This is a genomic window from Enterobacter vonholyi (assembly GCF_040834095.1).
GTDB lineage: Bacteria > Pseudomonadota > Gammaproteobacteria > Enterobacterales > Enterobacteriaceae > Enterobacter > Enterobacter vonholyi.
Map to the genome: position 1 here is coordinate 1,456,434 of NZ_CP162152.1, position 16,542 is coordinate 1,472,975.

At 57.1% G+C, this 16,542-nt stretch carries 15 protein-coding genes; 4 read left to right on the forward strand and 11 right to left on the reverse strand.

Features of this window, described 5'->3' with window-relative positions:
* Positions 1-15 precede the first annotated feature (15 nt).
* Together artP and AB3N39_RS06885 are read right to left on the reverse strand one after the other, a co-directional pair.
* Positions 16-744: an arginine ABC transporter ATP-binding protein ArtP gene (gene artP / locus AB3N39_RS06880; protein ID WP_288462805.1), complete on the reverse strand. Its 729-nt coding sequence runs from the start codon at positions 742-744 to the stop codon at positions 16-18.
* 226 nt (positions 745-970) lie between these two features.
* The gene (locus AB3N39_RS06885) at positions 971-1,489 is read right to left on the reverse strand and encodes a lipoprotein (protein ID WP_059445567.1); all 519 of its coding nucleotides are present in this window, start codon (positions 1,487-1,489) and stop codon (positions 971-973) included.
* A gap of 97 nt (positions 1,490-1,586) precedes the next feature.
* Here AB3N39_RS06885 and AB3N39_RS06890 point away from each other — a divergent pair, with 97 nt between their 5' ends.
* Positions 1,587-1,910, forward strand: a complete 324-nt coding sequence (locus AB3N39_RS06890; RefSeq protein ID WP_008500028.1) for a heavy metal-binding domain-containing protein — start codon at positions 1,587-1,589, stop codon at positions 1,908-1,910.
* Positions 1,907-2,737, forward strand: coding sequence for an N-acetylmuramoyl-L-alanine amidase (locus AB3N39_RS06895; RefSeq protein WP_143344878.1), 831 nt, complete (start codon positions 1,907-1,909; stop codon positions 2,735-2,737). Before AB3N39_RS06890 ends, AB3N39_RS06895 begins: the two co-directional genes overlap by 4 nt.
* 228 nt (positions 2,738-2,965) lie before the next feature.
* Here AB3N39_RS06895 and AB3N39_RS06900 read toward each other — a convergent pair whose 3' ends face one another.
* From AB3N39_RS06900 to poxB, 4 genes are all read right to left on the reverse strand, one after another.
* Positions 2,966-3,979, reverse strand: coding sequence for an NAD(P)-dependent oxidoreductase (locus AB3N39_RS06900; RefSeq protein ID WP_143344879.1), 1,014 nt, complete (start codon positions 3,977-3,979; stop codon positions 2,966-2,968).
* A 92-nt stretch (positions 3,980-4,071) separates the two neighbouring features.
* Positions 4,072-5,508, reverse strand: coding sequence for a DUF2867 domain-containing protein (locus AB3N39_RS06905; RefSeq protein ID WP_367897165.1), 1,437 nt, complete (start codon positions 5,506-5,508; stop codon positions 4,072-4,074).
* 10 nt (positions 5,509-5,518) lie between these two features.
* A complete protein-coding gene (gene ltaE / locus AB3N39_RS06910) occupies positions 5,519-6,520 on the reverse strand; it encodes a low-specificity L-threonine aldolase (protein ID WP_348942646.1) in 1,002 nt (333 codons plus the stop codon).
* Positions 6,521-6,558: 38 nt separating this feature from the next.
* Complete coding sequence (gene poxB, locus AB3N39_RS06915) at positions 6,559-8,277, reverse strand: ubiquinone-dependent pyruvate dehydrogenase (RefSeq protein ID WP_126302814.1); 1,719 nt, start codon at positions 8,275-8,277, stop codon at positions 6,559-6,561.
* Between the two features lie 151 nt (positions 8,278-8,428).
* On the opposite strand from poxB, the gene AB3N39_RS06920 reads away from it, so the two are divergent.
* A complete protein-coding gene (locus AB3N39_RS06920) occupies positions 8,429-8,863 on the forward strand; it encodes a DoxX family protein (RefSeq protein ID WP_367897166.1) in 435 nt (144 codons plus the stop codon).
* Positions 8,864-8,951: 88 nt separating this feature from the next.
* On the opposite strand, the gene hcr is transcribed toward AB3N39_RS06920, so the two are convergent.
* The 4 genes from hcr to aqpZ form a co-directional block, all read right to left on the reverse strand.
* A complete protein-coding gene (gene hcr, locus AB3N39_RS06925; protein ID WP_367897167.1) occupies positions 8,952-9,920 on the reverse strand; it encodes an NADH oxidoreductase in 969 nt (322 codons plus the stop codon).
* A 10-nt stretch (positions 9,921-9,930) separates the two neighbouring features.
* Positions 9,931-11,583 (reverse strand): hydroxylamine reductase, encoded by a 1,653-nt coding sequence (gene hcp / locus AB3N39_RS06930; RefSeq protein WP_136194611.1) that lies wholly within the window; start codon positions 11,581-11,583, stop codon positions 9,931-9,933.
* Positions 11,584-11,727: 144 nt separating this feature from the next.
* Entirely contained in the window at positions 11,728-12,627 is a 900-nt protein-coding gene (locus AB3N39_RS06935) for a lysine exporter LysO family protein (RefSeq protein WP_367897168.1), read from the reverse strand.
* A gap of 170 nt (positions 12,628-12,797) precedes the next feature.
* The gene (gene aqpZ / locus AB3N39_RS06940) at positions 12,798-13,493 is read right to left on the reverse strand and encodes an aquaporin Z (RefSeq protein ID WP_133294083.1); all 696 of its coding nucleotides are present in this window, start codon (positions 13,491-13,493) and stop codon (positions 12,798-12,800) included.
* A 289-nt stretch (positions 13,494-13,782) separates the two neighbouring features.
* On the opposite strand from aqpZ, the gene AB3N39_RS06945 reads away from it, so the two are divergent.
* Positions 13,783-15,441, forward strand: coding sequence for an ATP-dependent endonuclease (locus tag AB3N39_RS06945; RefSeq protein WP_115874620.1), 1,659 nt, complete (start codon positions 13,783-13,785; stop codon positions 15,439-15,441).
* Here AB3N39_RS06945 and AB3N39_RS06950 read toward each other — a convergent pair.
* Entirely contained in the window at positions 15,438-16,394 is a 957-nt protein-coding gene (locus AB3N39_RS06950) for a VirK/YbjX family protein (RefSeq protein ID WP_133294084.1), read from the reverse strand. The two genes, AB3N39_RS06945 and AB3N39_RS06950, sit on opposite strands and share 4 nt — an antisense overlap.
* Positions 16,395-16,542 lie beyond the last annotated feature (148 nt).

A 16,542-nucleotide genomic window follows, 5' to 3' on the forward strand; every position in this document is an offset into this window, starting at 1 on the left:
TTTCCCCTGACACAATCAATGAGATAAATAGTTTTTGAAGGCATCGGTTTGCGGGTTAGCGAAGCAGCTCGCATCACCTTGCTCAACGATATGCCCGTTTTCCATGTAGACCACACGGCTGGCGGTTTTGCGCGCCACTTCTACTTCGTGGGTGACGATAACCTGCGTAATGTTGGTTTCCGCCAGCTCGCGAATGATGCTGACGATCTGGGCGGTGATTTCCGGATCCAGCGCCGCGGTCGGTTCATCAAACAGCAGTACCGCGGGCTCCATCATCAGCGCACGGGCAATGGCCACGCGCTGCTGCTGACCACCGGACAGGTGCAGCGGGTAGCGGTCGCTGTAGGGCTTAAGGCGTAGACGATCCAGCAGCTTTTCGGCACGGGCGATCGCCTGATCCTTGCTTAACCCCAGCACGCGGCACGGGGCTTCAATCAGGTTCTGCAGCACGGTCAGGTGCGGCCAGAGATTGTATTGCTGGAAGACCATGCCGACGTTTTGACGCAGCTCGCGAATCGCTTGATCAGACGGCGTCTTCGCGAAATCAAAGTGGTTACCGGCAATTGCCAGCGTACCTGAACGGGGCATTTCAAGCAGATTAAGAACACGCAGAAGGGAGCTTTTGCCTGCACCGCTTGGGCCAAGCAAAACCAGCGTTTCGCCTTCCGGGCAGTTCAGCGTGATGTCAAACAGCGCCTGGTGTGCGCCGTAGAAGCAGTTAATGCCGTTTAGTTTAATACTCATCGGGGCAGTCTTTACTCATCCAGGCAATCTATAGCAATTGAGGCCGCAGATAGTACCGTTGACAGAATAGTTATGCAATATTTCTGCGTTAAAAGTTAAATATAACCCGTATTTCCTCTTAAACATAGCACAAAATAGCGAACGGCAAGGTCGACGAGTATAAATGTCGGCATTCCGCAAGAAATGCCGCACATTTTACGGGGGTTACCAGGTTATATCGACGGGTTTAGCGATTTTCAATCGACTGGCGCAGCGTGCCTGCCGGGGCATGAACGCTGCCGCCCACGTAGCGCACGTCGTCTACCGCCCAGCACTGTCCTTCACGGATCATCAGCACTTCATCCTGCCAGGTTTGGGTTCCCTGCGTCAGCTTAACGCGCAGCGGAATATTGCGGGCATCCGTGTTCGGAATGGTTGATGCGCTCGCCACTTCGGCGCTGTCCGGCAGCGTGGCGCGGCTGGAGAATGGATCGGATTTCAGCAGGGCGTTGTGCTGCGGATCGCGGGTGGCATCGTTAAGCAGTTTTGCCAGACCATCGCTCAGATACGGGCGCAGGCCGGTGAGATCGTTGCTGCGGTGCTGAATGCGATAATCATAGAACTGCTGCGCCACGGTGTCCGGGCCGCCCTCAATGCAGGGGCCGCTGCGGGTACCGATATCCTTAAAGGCAGGCGTGACCGTGGTGGTACAGGCGCTGAGCACCAGCGCGCAGGGCACTAAAAGTGTTAAAGCTGAATAGCGCATGTTGCTTTCCTTATTTATTAACTATCCTTTCAATCATAGCGTAACGAACCGATAATGCTGTGCCTAAGGCATTGAACGCTAAAGAAGGAGAGAAACCATGCAGTTTTCAACAACGCCAACCCTGGAAGGGCAGACCATCACCGAGTACTGCGGCGTGGTCACCGGTGAAGCGATTCTCGGCGCCAATATCTTCCGTGACTTTTTTGCCGGTATCCGCGATATCGTTGGCGGCCGCTCGGGCGCATATGAAAAAGAGCTGCGTAAAGCGCGTGAAATCGCCTTTAAAGAGCTTGGCGAGCAGGCGGAAGCCCTCGGCGCTGATGCGGTCGTGGGGATTGATATCGACTACGAGACGGTCGGGAAAGATGGCAGCATGCTGATGGTGAGCGTAAGCGGTACGGCGGTGAAAACCCTGAGATGAGGCGTTCGTTTGCCGCGCTCCTGCTGGCGCTGCTGCTGGCAGGATGTGCCTCGGAAAAAGGGGTTATCGACAAAGGCGCCTACGAGCTGGATACGCGTCATCAGGCTCAGGCGGCTTATCCGCGCATCAAGGTGCTGGTGATCCACTACACCGCGGATGATTTTGACAGCTCGCTGGCCACGCTGACGGATAAAAACGTCAGCTCTCACTATTTGATCCCTGCCAAGCCTCCCGCACCGGACGGCAAGCCGCGCATCTGGCAGCTGGTACCCGAGAGCGAACTGGCCTGGCATGCGGGCATCAGCTTCTGGCGCGGCACCAACCGCATCAATGATACGTCTGTCGGCATTGAGCTGGAGAACCGTGGCTGGCAAAAGACGTCGGGCGTTAAGCACTTTACCCCTTTTGAGCCAGCGCAGATTGCGGCGCTGGTGCCGCTCGCCAAAGACATTATCACCCGCTACAACATCAAACCTGAAAATGTGGTGGCCCATTCTGATATCGCCCCGCAGCGCAAAGACGATCCCGGCCCGCTGTTCCCATGGCGTCAGCTGGCGCTGCAGGGGATTGGCGCATGGCCCGACCCGGCGCGGGTGGCGTTTTACCTGAACGGCAAGCCGCGAGATGAGCTTGTTGAGCCGAAGGTGCTGCTCGATCTGCTGGCGCGCTACGGCTATGAGGTGACCGATAACATGACGAACGCACAGCAGAAGCGCGTGATCGTCGCGTTTCAGATGCATTTTCGCCCGGCGCGCTGGGACGGCGTAACCGATCGCGAAACGCTGGCAATCGCGGAGGCGCTGTTAGAGCGCTACGGGCAGGGGTAATCCCTCGGGTTACCCGACTCCACTTTTACACGGTCTCCTTTTGGACTAATTTTCTAATCACATTCGCGGCGTAAATGTTTTATAGTTTCCTCAGTCGAAATTACTCGCAAACGTGGTTGACAATCTAATTGCATGGCAGGACGCGTGGACTGCGCTGTAATCAGCAAAATGACAAACGGCAACCTTCGGGTTGCCGCTTTTTTTCATCGTAAAAATATCGGGCCCGATCTACCGATGAAGCTTCCCGTGGTCCCGCAGCCACGCCGCGGTGCGCATAATCCCCTCATCCAGCGTCACAATCGGTTTATACCCTAGCTCATTCTCCGCACGCGAAATATCCAGCGTGAAGTCAAAGTTAAGTTTAGAGACGCCGTAATGCGTCAGCGCAGGCTCTTTGGCTGATTTACTGCCAAAGCGCTCCATGCTGCGGGCAATCATATCCAGCATTGGATAGGGAACAGAACGGATACGGCAGTCGATCTGCAACTCGTCAATTAAGCGCTGCACAATGCTGCGCAGCGTGCACGGTTCGCCGTTGGTGATGTTGTAGGCGCGACCGGAGGTAAGCTTATCGCAGTTCGGCTGGCTGGCCAGCCACATGGCGTGAACGGCATTTTCGTAATAGGTCATATCGACCAGCGCATCGCCGCCGCGCGGCAGCAGCACGCTGCCGTAGTGGTGCATCATCTGTGCCAGACGCGGAATAAACACCTTGTCGTGCGGCCCGAACAGGCTCTGCGGACGCAGGACCGTAAAGCGGGTATGCGGGTTTGACTGCGCCAGCAGGTCGATGACCTCTTCGCTGGCCGCCTTGCTGCGGGCAAACTCGCAGGCAAAGCGAGCAGGGCGGAAATCTTCCTGCACGTCACGATGGTGGTGATAGTCGAAATAGAGTGACGGTGACGAGATATGAATAAAGTTACGCACGCCCCAGGCAACGGCCCATTCACCCAGACGGCGGGTAGCCCGCACGTTGGCGAGATCGAAGGCTTCCTGGGTCCCCCACGGGGAGGTAAAACTGGAACAGTGCCACAGCGTGTCGATACCGGCGAGCATCACCTTCGCCTGCGAGGAGACGAGCTCCGTCAGGTCGGCATGGACGAACTCTGCGCCCATTTTTTGCAGCAGTTTACCCATCGCTTCGTTGCGACCGGTAGCCCTGACGCTGATGCCCTTGTTGCGCAGAAATTCGACCGCATTTCGGCCTAAGCCGCTGGTCGCCCCGGTAACCAGTACCTTCATATCAATCCACTGTGTTGAAAAGAATTTCGTGCGCATTCTTTCGTGAATTACGGCGCTATGCAATGGGAAAGGTGAAAGAAAGAGAGTTTTATTTAGATCTTTTCCGTCTTTTGTTCTGCCAGTTGCGCAATGCGTTTCGCCATCCCCCGGAAGATAAACAGGTGGGCAGGGATCATCAACAGCCAGTAGAACAGACCCGGCATTCCGTGCGGATGCCACCAGGCGCGCACGTCCAGTTCACGATAATCCCCTTTGTCTTTCAGGGTAAAGCAGATCCGGCCCAGCCCCGGGGCCTTCATACCGAACAGCAGCGCCAGCTGTTTTTCCGGCTCGACGATGATCGCCTTCCAGCTGTCGACCGCGTCGCCCACCGCAAGATACGGGCGTGCCGGACGGCCTTTTGCCAGCCGGTGGCCCACCAGCTGGTCCATCGCCCCGCGCGTTTGCCAGAGGATATTACCGAAGAAATACCGTTCTTTGCCGCCAATCTGGTTCACCACTTCCCACAGAGCGGCCAGGCTGGCGTTGGTTTTCACCGTGCAGCCCGCCTGTTTCGGGTAATAGCCGTACTCCGGGCGCCAGCGGGCAAACGCCTGAGCGTCGTAACCCCAGTCGCTGGAGTTCACCAGCTGTTCTTCTTCCTTGAGCGTTTTGCGCACGGCATCGTCAAAGCGGCTCAGCTCCTGGGGAATTAAGGCGCGCAGCTCGCGATCGTCCGCCAGTAAATCGTGCTTCAGCCCCTGGATAAGCGCTTTGGCGGTCGTCGGCGGCACGGAGGTGATCACATTCAAAAACCACACCGAAATCCAGCGGGTCGGGAAGGGGATGGGGATCAGCCAGCGGCGGCGTCCGCTGACGTGCATGAAATGTTCGAACTGCTCCTGATAGCTCAGGACTTCCGGGCCTGCCGCCTCCAGCACGCGGTGTTGCTCCGCCGGGCGATCCAGCAGGGCTATCAGATAATGCAGCAGGTTCTCCAGCGCAATCGGCGTGGTGCGCGAACGCACCCAGCGCGGCGGCGTGAGTACCGGCAGGTTGTAGACCATATCGCGCATCACTTCGAAGGCGGCGGAGCCTGCGCCAACGATGATCCCGGCGCGCAGTTCGGTGACGGGAATATTGGCGCCGCGCAGGGTCTCAGCCGTCAGCTGGCGGGCACGCAGATGATCGGATTGCTCATGCTCGGGAGCCTGAAGCGAGCTTAAAAAAATCACCTGCTTAACCGGGTTTTGCAGCAGCGCATCGCGAACGTTCATCGCCACCTGCCGCTCGTGGGCGATAAAATCCCCGCCTTCGCCCATGCTGTGCACCAGGTAGTAAAGCGTATCGACCCCTTCCAGCAGGGCGGGAAGTTCCTTCGGCCAGTTGAGGTCAACGTTGTGGCAGGTGACGCCAGGCAAACCGAGTTTTTGCAGGCGTTCGGTGTTGCGTGCCGCAGCCAGCACCTGGTGTCCCTGCTGGCTTAACGCCGCGGTGAGATGCTGACCGATGTACCCGCTGGCGCCGAGCACCAGAATTCGTTGCGGCACGTGATGTTCCTTATCGCTGTAAAAACGCCTGCCAGTGTTGTACCACGTCCGCCAGCTGTTCGCGGCTCACGTCGAGATGCATGACCAGGCGCACGACAGGTGAGGCGTTGATCAGCACGCCACGTGATTTCATAAATTCGCCAAGCGCAGCGGCGCGATCCTCGCCCACGCGGACGAACAGCATGTTGGTGTCGTGGCGCATCACGTCGGCGCCAATCTCGCGCAGCTGCGCCGCCATCCACGCGGCGTTGTCGTGATCGTCCTTCAGACGCGCCACGTTGTTTTTCAGGGCATACAGCCCGGCAGCCGCCAGAATACCCGCCTGACGCATCCCGCCGCCGGTCATTTTGCGCCAGCGGTTGGCGCGCTTGATGTAGTCCGTATTGCCAACCAGCAGTGAACCTACAGGCGTGCCCAGTCCTTTTGACAGGCAGATAGTGAACGAGTCGCAGTATTGCGTAATCTCTTTCAGCTCGCAGCCATACTCCACTACGGCGTTAAAGATACGCGCGCCGTCCACGTGCAGGCCGAGTTTACGCTCGCGGGTAAATTCCCACGCCGCCTTCAGGTACTCGCGCGGCAGCACTTTGCCGTTGTGGGTGTTTTCGAGGCTGAGCAGTTTGGTGCGGGCGAAGTGAATATCGTCGGCTTTGATTTTCGCCGCGACTTTATCGAGCGGCAGGGAGCCGTCCGGCGCGGCGTCAATCGGCTGCGGCTGAATGCTGCCGAGCACGGCCGCACCGCCGGCTTCGTAGAGATAGTTATGCGCGCCCTGGCCGACGATATACTCTTCACCTCGCTCGCAGTGGCTGAGCAGCGCGACCAGGTTCGCCTGTGTGCCTGTCGGCATAAACAGGGCGGCCTCCTTGCCGCTCAGTTCTGCCGCATAGCGCTGCAGTTCGTTTACCGTTGGATCGTCACCGTAGACGTCGTCCCCGACCGGAGCGGTCATCATCTCTTCGAGCATGGCCCGACTCGGGCGGGTAACGGTATCACTGCGTAAATCAATCATTTCACATCCCTTTAATTTAAGAGGTCATGCGAAATGTTTTACCTGAGCCAGTTGGTTTTTGCCAGTTCGATCACCTCGTCGCCTCGGCCGCTGATGATTGCGCGCAGCATGTACAGGCTAAAGCCTTTGGCCTGCTCAAGCTTGATCTGCGGCGGGATCGCCAGCTCTTCTTTGGCGACGACGACATCCACCAGCACCGGGCCGTCTATGGAGAAGGCGCGCTGCAGGGCTTCATCCACCTCGGAGGCTTTCTCCACGCGAATACCGGTGATGCCGCAGGCCTCGGCGATGCGCGCGAAGTTGGTGTCGTGCAGCTCGGTACCGTCCGTGAGATAGCCTCCGGCCTTCATCTCCATCGCTACGAAGCCCAGCACGCTGTTGTTAAATACCACGATTTTTAGCGGGAGCTTCATCTGTACTACCGACAGGAAATCCCCCATCAGCATGCTAAACCCGCCGTCGCCGCACATCGCCACCACCTGACGCTCCGGCGCCGTGGCTTTTGCGCCCAGCGCCTGCGGCATGGCGTTGGCCATCGAGCCGTGGTTAAACGAGCCGAGCAGGCGACGCTTGCCGTTCATCTTCAGATAGCGTGCCGCCCAGACGGTTGGCGTGCCCACGTCGCAGGTAAAAATGGCGTCGTCGTCCGCGAAATGGCTGATTTGCTGCGCCAGGTACTGCGGGTGAATGGCTTTGTCGCTTGGTTTTGCGAGGTCGTCCAGCCCCTTGCGGGCATCGCGATAGTCGCTTAGCGCCTTATCAAGGAACTTGCGGTCGGTTTTCTCTTCCAGCAGCGGCAGCAGGGCGGAAAGGGTGGATTTGATATCGCCCACCAGCGCCATATCGACCTTGCTGTGCGCGCCGATGCTGGCCGGGTTGATATCAATCTGAATGATTTTGGCATCCGTCGGGTAGAACGCGCGATACGGGAACTGGGTACCAAGCAGGATCAGCGTGTCGGCGTTCATCATGGTGTGGAAGCCTGAAGAAAAACCGATCAGTCCGGTCATGCCAACATCGTAGGGGTTGTCGTACTCGACGTGCTCTTTGCCGCGCAGGGCGTGGACAATCGGCGCTTTCAGCTTTCCGGCAAATTCCAGCAGCTCCTTGTGCGCGCCAGCGCAGCCGCTGCCGCACATCAGGGCGATATTGCTGGAGTAACGCAGCAGCTGCGCCAGCTTTTTCAGCTCCTCTTCTGCTGGCGTGACGACGGGCTGCGGGGCGTGATACCAGTGAGTGCTTGCCCCTTCTGGCGCAGCCTTGAGGGCCACATCGCCCGGAATAACGACCACAGAAACGCCGCGATTCAGCACGGCTTTACGCATGGCGATCGCCAGCACCTGAGGGATCTGCTCGGGGGATGAAACCAGTTCGCAATAGTGGCTGCATTCACGGAACAGCTCCTGCGGATGCGTCTCCTGAAAATAGCCGCTGCCGATTTCGGACGAGGGGATGTGGGCGGCAATCGCCAGCACCGGCACGTGATTGCGGTGACAGTCGAAGAGACCGTTGATCAGATGAAGGTTACCCGGTCCGCACGAGCCCGCACACACGGCCAGTTCACCCGTAAGCTGCGCTTCAGCGCCTGCGGCGAAGGCGGCAACCTCTTCATGGCGGGTCGGCATCCATTCGATGGTCTTCATCTTGTTAAGGCTGTCGCTGAGTCCGTTCAGGGAGTCGCCGGTGACGCCCCAGATACGTTTTACGCCAGCCTGTTCGAGCGTTTTCGCTATATATGCAGCCACGGTTTGTTTCATGGTTGTCCGTCTCCTTTTTGTGATAACGCTTACAAGCTTAGAAGAAAGTCTCCGTATTGCCCGTCGTATCCCCACAATTAAAAGGTGCTTTTCACGCGCAATTATTCGGCATAATCTGGCAGTGTATCAGTTAAAACAGGAATAATTTCAAATGGTTAAATCATTGTTAATTGCTGTTAATGAAAAGCTATCGTGCGACGATCTTGGCAAACTCTTGTTACGACTTGCCGTCGGCGGGCTGATGCTTTTTCACGGTTTGCACAAGCTTTTTGGCGGCGTGGGGTTTATCAGCGGCATGCTGGTGGAAAAAGGGCTGCCGGGATTTATCGCCTACGGCGTGTTGGTTGGCGAAGTCGTGGCGCCGATCCTGATTATTGTCGGGTTGTTTACGCGGCCGGCCGCGCTGGTACTGGCGTTTACGATGATTGTGGCGTGGCTGATGGTGGGAATGGGTGAAACGTTCGCCCTTGATAAGGTTGGGGCATGGGCGATTGAAAGCCTGGTGTACTTCTTTATCGGCTCGCTGGCTGTCGCGTTATTAGGGGCAGGGCGGTTTGCGCTGGGTAAAGCGCCCGCGTGGCGGTAAAATTGTTGGTCGGGTAAACGCAGTACCGCCCGGCAAAAAAGCCCGGTGGCGCTGACGCTTACCGGGCCTACGAACGAACGTTTATCGTTTATGCGAGGATCAAATCCCCCTGCGGATGGCACGAGCACGCCAGCACGTAACCCTCGGCAATTTCCGCGTCGGACAGCGTCATGGTGCTGGTGACGGTGTACTCACCGGAAACCACTTTGGTTTTACAGCAGCCACACACGCCAGCACGACAGGCAGCCGCTACCGGCACCTTGTTGCTTTCCAGCGCCTCCAGCAGCGTGGTCCCCACGCGGCCAAAGAAGGTCTGGGCAGGCTGCAGTTTGGTGAACCTAACGCCGCTGCTTGCCGCTTCCGCCACCGGCGTGAAGAACTGCTCTTTGAAGAAGCGGGTTACGCCAAGCGCTTTCACTTCTTCTTCCACGATAGCCATGTACGGCGCCGGGCCGCAGGTCATCACCGTTCGGTTCGCAACATCCGGCACGCTTTGCAGCAGCTCGCGGCTCAGGCGACCGGGCACAAAACCGTGGGTCGCGTTGTGCTCAGCCACCAGCGTCACCGGATATTCACGCCACTCCTCGGCGAAAATCACATCTTCCGGGGAACGGACGCTGAAGATCGCCTGCACGTCGGCCTGGGGGCGGTTCTTCGCCAGCCAGCGGCGCATTGACATAATCGGCGTTACGCCACAGCCCGCCGCCAGCAGCAGGAATTTATCGTCAGCTTTGTCGTCACAGGTGAATTCCCCCTGCGCGTCGGACAGCCAGATGTAATCCCCGCGCTTCACGTCCTGCGTCAGCCACTGGGAGCCCGCGCCGTCGTCAATGCGGCGGACGGTGAGCGTAATGTATTCGCTCACGCCCGGCGTCGAGGAGAGCGTGTAGGCGCGCAGGGTGTCCGCCGAATTGCGAATGCTGACCAGCGCATACTGGCCTGCACGATATGGATAGTAGTCATGGCACAACAGCGACAGCGTCCACACATCCGGCGTCTCCTGATGGATGTGATGAACCTGCATCCGCCACGGGCATTGTGAGGTTGGCATGGTCATGAATCCCTCCTTACGCGCTCAGCAGCTGCTTCATATCGTCTTCAACGTTGGTCACGGAACGCAGACCGAATTTCTCGTTCAGCACGGCCAGCAGGTCCGGCGTCAGGAAGCCTGGCGCGGTCGGTCCGGTCACGATGTTGGTGACGCCAAGAGAGAGCAGGGTCAGCAGGATGACAATCGCTTTCTGCTCAAACCATGACAGCACCAGGGACAGAGGCAGATCGTTCACGCCGCAGCCCAGTTTCTCCGCCAGGGTGACCGCCAGAATGATGGCCGAGTAAGCATCGTTACACTGGCCCGCATCAATCAGGCGCGGCAGGCCTTCGATATCGCCGAAGTCCAGCTTGTTGAATCGGTATTTACCGCACGCCAGGGTCAGGATCAGGCAGTCTTCCGGCACGCTGGTGGCGAAATCGGTGAAGTAGTTACGCTCGCCGCGCGCGCCGTCGCAGCCGCCGACGAGGAAGATGTGGCGCAGCTTTTCACGGCTGACGAGATCGATCAGTGAATCGGCGGCGCCGAGAAGCGTCTCGCGACCGAAGCCGACGGTGATCGGGTGCGGGATCTCGCTGTACGGGAAGCCCGCCATCTGCTGCGCCTGGGCGATAACCGGACCGAAATCATCACCTTCAAGATGGCTCACGCCCGGCCAGCCGACGATGCTGCGGGTCCAGATGCGGTCATCGTACGCGCCGACGGTAGGGTCGATGATGCAGTTAGATGTCATCACGATAGGGCCCGGGAAGCGGGCGAACTCCACCTGCTGATTCTGCCAGCCGCTGCCGTAGTTACCGATCAGATGCTTAAATTTACGCAGCTCCGGGTAGCCGTGCGCGGGCAGCATTTCACCGTGGGTATAAACGTTAACGCCGGTGCCTTCGGTTTGCTTCAGCAGGTTGTAGAGATCTTTCAGGTCGTGACCGGAGATCAGGATGCACTTGCCTTCGGTAGCCTTGACGTTGACCTGCGTTGGCGTCGGGTGGCCGTAGGTGCTGGTTTCACCGGCGTCCAGAATGCTCATCACCCTGAAGTTCATCTGGCCGATTTCCATTGAGCACTCAAGCAGGGCATTCATATCGGCAGGCCAGGTGCCCAGCCACGCCATGATTTTGTGGTACTGCGCATAAATCTCATTGTCGTACTGACCCAGAACGTGCGCGTGCTCCATATACGCCGCAGCGCCTTTCAGGCCGTACAGGCACAGCAGGCGCAGGCCGAGAATGTTCTCCCCAATCGCCGCTTTGTCTTTGTTCGGGGTGAATTCTGCCGCCTGGCGCTGGAGGTCGCCGAGATCGTCGCTGACCAGCTGAAGTTCTGACATCGGGTTTTCCACGCGGGCGCTGGCATCCGCCTTCAGACACTGTGCCTTCAGCGCTTCACGCAGGGCAATCGCTTCGCGGGCGTAGCCGACAATGCGCGGAGAGTCGAAGTTAACGTTGGTCAGCGTGGAGAAAAACGCGCGCGGGGCGAAGCTGTCGACGTAGTGGTCGACTATGCCGTATTCGCGGGCTTTGAACGCCCAGGCGGAAAGGCCTTGCAGAGCCGCAATCAGCAGGTCCTGCAGGTCAGATGTTTCTGCGGTTTTGCCGCACATACCCTGTGCGTAGGAGCAGCCGTTGCCTGCCGGGGTACGGATGGTTTGTTCACATTGCACACAAAACATAATCACACCTGTTAAAGTTATATTTGATATACATGTTTAAGGTTATGCTCGTGCCTGAACGGTGGAAAGGGCTTTCTGCTACAAAATAGAGGGAGATTGATTTAGCGCAATTTTGGCGGCAGGAAACCTACCGCCAAAGAAGTATCAGGCTGAGAAAAAGGCCATCAGAACCGGAACCAGCAGGCTTAAAATGAAGCCGTGAACGATAGCCGCGGGCACTATCTCCAGCCCGCCGGAGCGTTGTAATACCGGCAGGGTAAAGTCCATCGACGTCGCACCGCACAGGCCCAGCGCGGTAGAACGACTGCGGCGAACCAGGCTCGGGATCAGCATGATGGCGATCAGCTCTCGCGCCAGATCGTTAAAGAAGGCGGCGCTACCGATCACCGGGCCGAATGATTCAGTAAGCAGAATACCGGAGAGGGAGTACCAGCCAAAACCTGACGCCATCGCCAGGCCGGTTTTCAGCGGCAGATCGAGCACAAAGGCATTAATGACGCCCGCCACCATGGAACTGGCGACAACAATGACGGCAACCATCATTCCCCGACGGTTCAGGACAATTTGCCTCAGGGTCATGCCATTATTTCGCAGCTGAATACCAATCAGGAACAGCAGGAAGATCAGCGTATATTCACTGGCCTCTGTCGCGTGCTGTAAAAAAGCCCAACCGGTCAGCCCAAGAAGAAAGCCGAGCACCACGACGCCGCATAATTTTAATGATTCAAGCGCCATTGCAATTCGTGAAGGAAGCTTTTCCTGATGATGGTGATTTTTCCATGGAATAGTGCGTTCCAGCCACAGCAGTACGGCAATATTGCACAGCAAAATAACGACTACGGTGACGACAGAATAATGGAGAATTGAGAGTAAATTCGCTGACAGGTTGTCCAGAAATGCCAGGCTAATCCCCATAAAGAAAAGAATCACGTAGACAATCCAGCTGAGGAATCGATTAATGAGCCTTAATGCGGATTCACGATGGAGCGGAATAAGATAGCCCACGATCAAGGGCAACAAAATGATGAGGAGTCCTGAAAACATGAACAGCCGGTCCTTTTTGAGTATCGGTTAAGCGCCAGTGACACTACCCAATAAAGGCTGTTCAGTAAAGCGACAAAAGAAAGCCGGGTAGCGGCTACGCCTTACCCGGCCTACAATTGCACTCTCACGTAGGTCGGGTAAGCGTTAGCGCCACCCGACACCGCGAGCAATTAATCGCGTTTTTCCAGCAGGGTGCGGTACAGCACGCCGCCCAGGATACCACCGATAATTGGCATCACCCAGAACAGCCACAGCTGCTCGAGCGCCCAGCCGCCCTGGAAGATGGCGACGGCGGTACTGCGTGCCGGGTTAACGGAGGTGTTGGTGACCGGAATAGAAATCAGGTGGATAAGCGTCAGCGCCAGACCAATGGCAATCGGGGCAAAACCAGCCGGCGCATGTTTGTCGGTTGCGCCGTGGATCACCAGCAGGAAGCCGGCGGTCAGCACAATTTCAATCACGATGGCAGACAACATGGAGTAGCCGCCCGGAGAATGCTCGCCGAAGCCGTTAGAGGCAAAGCCGCTGGCCGCCGCGTCGAACCCGGCTTTACCGCTGGCAATCACGTACAGAACGCCAGCCGCAATAATACCGCCAACCACCTGCGCCACAATATAACCAATTACCTCTTTCGCCGAAAAACGACCGCCGGCCCATAAACCTAATGTCACGGCCGGGTTAAAATGACCGCCGGAAATATGCCCGACGGCAAACGCCATGGTTAATACGGTTAAACCAAAAGCCAGCGCGACGCCGACAAAACCAATGCCTAATTCCGGGAATGCTGCTGCCAGAACGGCACTACCGCAGCCACCAAATACCAGCCAGAATGTACCAAAGCATTCTGCTGCCAATTTTCTAAACATAACCACCTCAAAAATTTTCCGCACGCTTTCCCGCGCGCGGGATATATCGCCATAAAGGGATGACGACTCGAAGAGCCCGTATTTTAGAAACCAACAACATCCCTTCGCCACTTAAATAAATTCGATTAATTTGATTTAAGGCAATGTGATGTCAATCCTTGTTCAAATCAGCGGTAAATAGAGCATAGACCAATTCTTGTAAGGGTGAATGTTATGCTGTCGTGACAGAGCACCTCCCGCTATACTGCTGATAACTTGAAGGAAAAAGTGATCATTTGTCGGGGGATTTATGCTTCTCGAACGTGTGGAAATTGTCGGGTTTCGCGGTATTAACCGCCTGTCACTGCAGCTGGAGCAAAACAACGTCCTGATCGGCGAGAACGCGTGGGGCAAGTCCAGCCTGCTGGATGCATTGACGCTACTGCTTTCGCCCGAGGACGATCTGTATCACTTTGTTCGCGACGATTTCTGGTTTCCCCCCGGCGACGTGACGGGGCGAGAGAAGCACCTGCACATCATCCTGACGTTCCGCGAATCCGAACCCGGACGTCACCGCGTGCGTCGCTTCCGCCCGCTGTCACCCTGTTGGGTGCCGTGCGATGACGGTTTTCAACGGATTTTCTATCGGCTGGAAGGTGAGATGGCGGAGAACGAGGGGGTACTCACCCTGCGTGATTTTCTCGATGAGAAAGCTAACCCCATCCCGCTGGACAATATCGACGATCTGGCCCGTCACCTGATCCGTCTGACGCCGGTGTTACGCCTGCGCGATGCGCGTTTTATGCGGCGTATTCGTAACGGTACCGTACCCAATATGCCGGAAGTGGAAGTCACCGCCCGCGAGCTGGATTTTCTGGCAAGAGAGCTGGTGTCGCGTCCGCAGAACCTTACTGATGGCCAAATTCGTCAGGGGTTGTCCGCAATGGTACAGCTTCTGGAGCACTATTTTTCCGAGCAGGGAACCTCTGAGTCGCGCCATCGTCTGATGCGCCGCCGCTCTCATGATGAGCAGCGAAGCTGGCGTTATCTCGACATCATTAACCGGATGATCGACAGGCCCGGAGGTCGTACCCATCGGGTGATTCTGCTGGGGCTGTTTTCAACGCTTCTGCAGGCCAAAGGCACCGTTCGTCTTGACCGGGACGCCCGACCGCTGCTGCTGGTGGAAGACCCGGAAACGCGCCTCCATCCCATCATGCTCTCCGTGGCATGGCATCTGCTGAATCTGCTGCCGCTCCAGCGTATTACGACCACCAATTCCGGGGAGCTATTATCGCTGACGCCGGTAGAACACGTCTGTCGCCTGGTGCGTGAATCCTCCCGCGTCTCTGCTTTCCGGCTTGGGCCGGGCGGTTTGAACGCGGAAGACGGGCGGCGCATCGCGTTCCATATTCGCTTTAACCGGGCGTCGTCGCTCTTTGCCCGCTGCTGGCTGCTGGTTGAGGGGGAAACGGAAACCTGGGTCATCAACGAACTGGCGCGCCAGTGCGGCCACCATTTTGATGCGGAAGGCATCAAGGTAATCGAGTTCGCCCAGTCGGGATTAAAGCCACTGATAAAATTTGCCCGCCGGATGGGGATCGAGTGGCACGTTCTGGTCGACGGCGATGAGGCTGGCAAAAAATATGCCTCGACCGTGCGAAGCCTGCTGAGTAACGAGCGAGAGGAAGAGCGCGACCATTTAACTATGCTGCCCGCCATGGACATGGAACACTTTATGTATCGTCAGGGGTTTGACGACGTATTCCACCGAATTGCCATGGTGCCGGTCGATGTCCCGATGAACATGCGGCGCGTGATCGCCAAAGCTATTCATCGTTCCTCAAAACCGGATTTAGCCATTGAAGTGGCAACGGAGGCGGGGAGGCGGGGCGTGGAGGCGGTACCGACCCTGTTGCGGAAGATGTTCTCCCGCGTGCTGTGGCTGGCTCGCGGGAGAGCAGATTAACGTTGGGTCGCCTGTTTCACCTGCTGAATCAGGCTATCCAGCAGCTCGTAGCGGCGGCGATATTCGGAACGCTTTTTGCTGGCGATCTCTTCCATTGGTTTACGCGGCATGACGAGCGGCAGCATAAAGTTACCGCTGTCCTGCTTTTCACCGCCGATGGAGATCCAGAAACTGTCGTAATCGGCCAACAGTTTCCCCTCTTTTTTCTTGCGGTAGCGCCAGCTGCGGTAAATGTGCGTATCGTTACTGACCGCGACAATTTGCTCTACCGGGAACGCGGCGCCGAGGATCATGGCGGCCTCGACCAGCAGACGTTTCGGGAACAGGCCATGGCAGGCTTTCGTCGCACCCTGGATCAGCTCATGCGGAACATGCGCTTTTGCGCCCTGCAAACCGCCAATGAACAGCGTCGATTTTCCCTCAAACTGGCAGAGGGTAAAGGTCATCTCCGCCAGCGCCGTATTTTGACCGTCACAGAAAACGAGGGTAGCTTCTCCCTCTTTATCCATAAACGCATCGGCACACAGACGGACGGTAAATTGCTGTTCATCTTTTCCGGTTAAGGTCAGCAGAGTCACGCCCTGCTTTGAAAGGTAACCACTGGTCAGCTTTGCCGGCAGCTGGCGACACATCATCTGATAGTGCCATGACAGCGATTCCAGCGTACGCTGTCTATCCATATTGACCGTCAACCACGGACGATGAAGGCGGCAGGGCAGTCCCGGCTGAACCTGGAGCATTTGCATCAGGTGCGGATGTTCTGCAAGGTCAGACAGCAGGCGAGCGGTGCTGAGCGGTGTCGCCAGTGAACGCAGCATGAACTTACGTCTGTAGGCGGTTTTTTCCCATGCCAGCCCGGGCGCGATCTCACCGAAAGCCAGTTTTTTGAAGAGCTGCCAGCCGGATTTAGGCTGCGGCAGGTTTGAAAGTGATGTGTCGACGATAGAAGACATGGTAGATCCTGATCCTTTTGGAATATCGCTATTTCAACAGGAGAAATGTCAACGTCTCGTAAACAAATTAGGGCGATTTCAGAGAACAGGGGTTTCGTTGAGGAGTCGTTTAGATAGAATCAACATTTATAATTGCCAGAACATTTAT

Bases quoted from the DNA above. Each gene is read 5' to 3' on its own strand.
- ltaE (WP_348942646.1), bottom strand. From the start codon at position 6,520: ATGATTGATTTACGCAGTGATACCGTTACCCGCCCGAGTCGGGCCATG.
- hcr (WP_367897167.1), bottom strand. From the start codon at position 9,920: ATGACCATGCCAACCTCACAATGCCCGTGGCGGATGCAGGTTCATCAC.
- AB3N39_RS06950 (WP_133294084.1), bottom strand. From the start codon at position 16,394: ATGTCTTCTATCGTCGACACATCACTTTCAAACCTGCCGCAGCCTAAA.
- AB3N39_RS06885 (WP_059445567.1), bottom strand. From the start codon at position 1,489: ATGCGCTATTCAGCTTTAACACTTTTAGTGCCCTGCGCGCTGGTGCTC.
- AB3N39_RS06895 (WP_143344878.1), top strand. From the start codon at position 1,907: ATGAGGCGTTCGTTTGCCGCGCTCCTGCTGGCGCTGCTGCTGGCAGGA.
- poxB (WP_126302814.1), bottom strand. From the start codon at position 8,277: ATGAAACAAACCGTGGCTGCATATATAGCGAAAACGCTCGAACAGGCT.
- hcp (WP_136194611.1), bottom strand. From the start codon at position 11,583: ATGTTTTGTGTGCAATGTGAACAAACCATCCGTACCCCGGCAGGCAAC.
- AB3N39_RS06900 (WP_143344879.1), bottom strand. From the start codon at position 3,979: ATGAAGGTACTGGTTACCGGGGCGACCAGCGGCTTAGGCCGAAATGCG.
- AB3N39_RS06935 (WP_367897168.1), bottom strand. From the start codon at position 12,627: ATGTTTTCAGGACTCCTCATCATTTTGTTGCCCTTGATCGTGGGCTAT.
- aqpZ (WP_133294083.1), bottom strand. From the start codon at position 13,493: ATGTTTAGAAAATTGGCAGCAGAATGCTTTGGTACATTCTGGCTGGTA.
- AB3N39_RS06890 (WP_008500028.1), top strand. From the start codon at position 1,587: ATGCAGTTTTCAACAACGCCAACCCTGGAAGGGCAGACCATCACCGAG.
- AB3N39_RS06945 (WP_115874620.1), top strand. From the start codon at position 13,783: ATGCTTCTCGAACGTGTGGAAATTGTCGGGTTTCGCGGTATTAACCGC.
- artP (WP_288462805.1), bottom strand. From the start codon at position 744: ATGAGTATTAAACTAAACGGCATTAACTGCTTCTACGGCGCACACCAG.
- AB3N39_RS06920 (WP_367897166.1), top strand. From the start codon at position 8,429: ATGGTTAAATCATTGTTAATTGCTGTTAATGAAAAGCTATCGTGCGAC.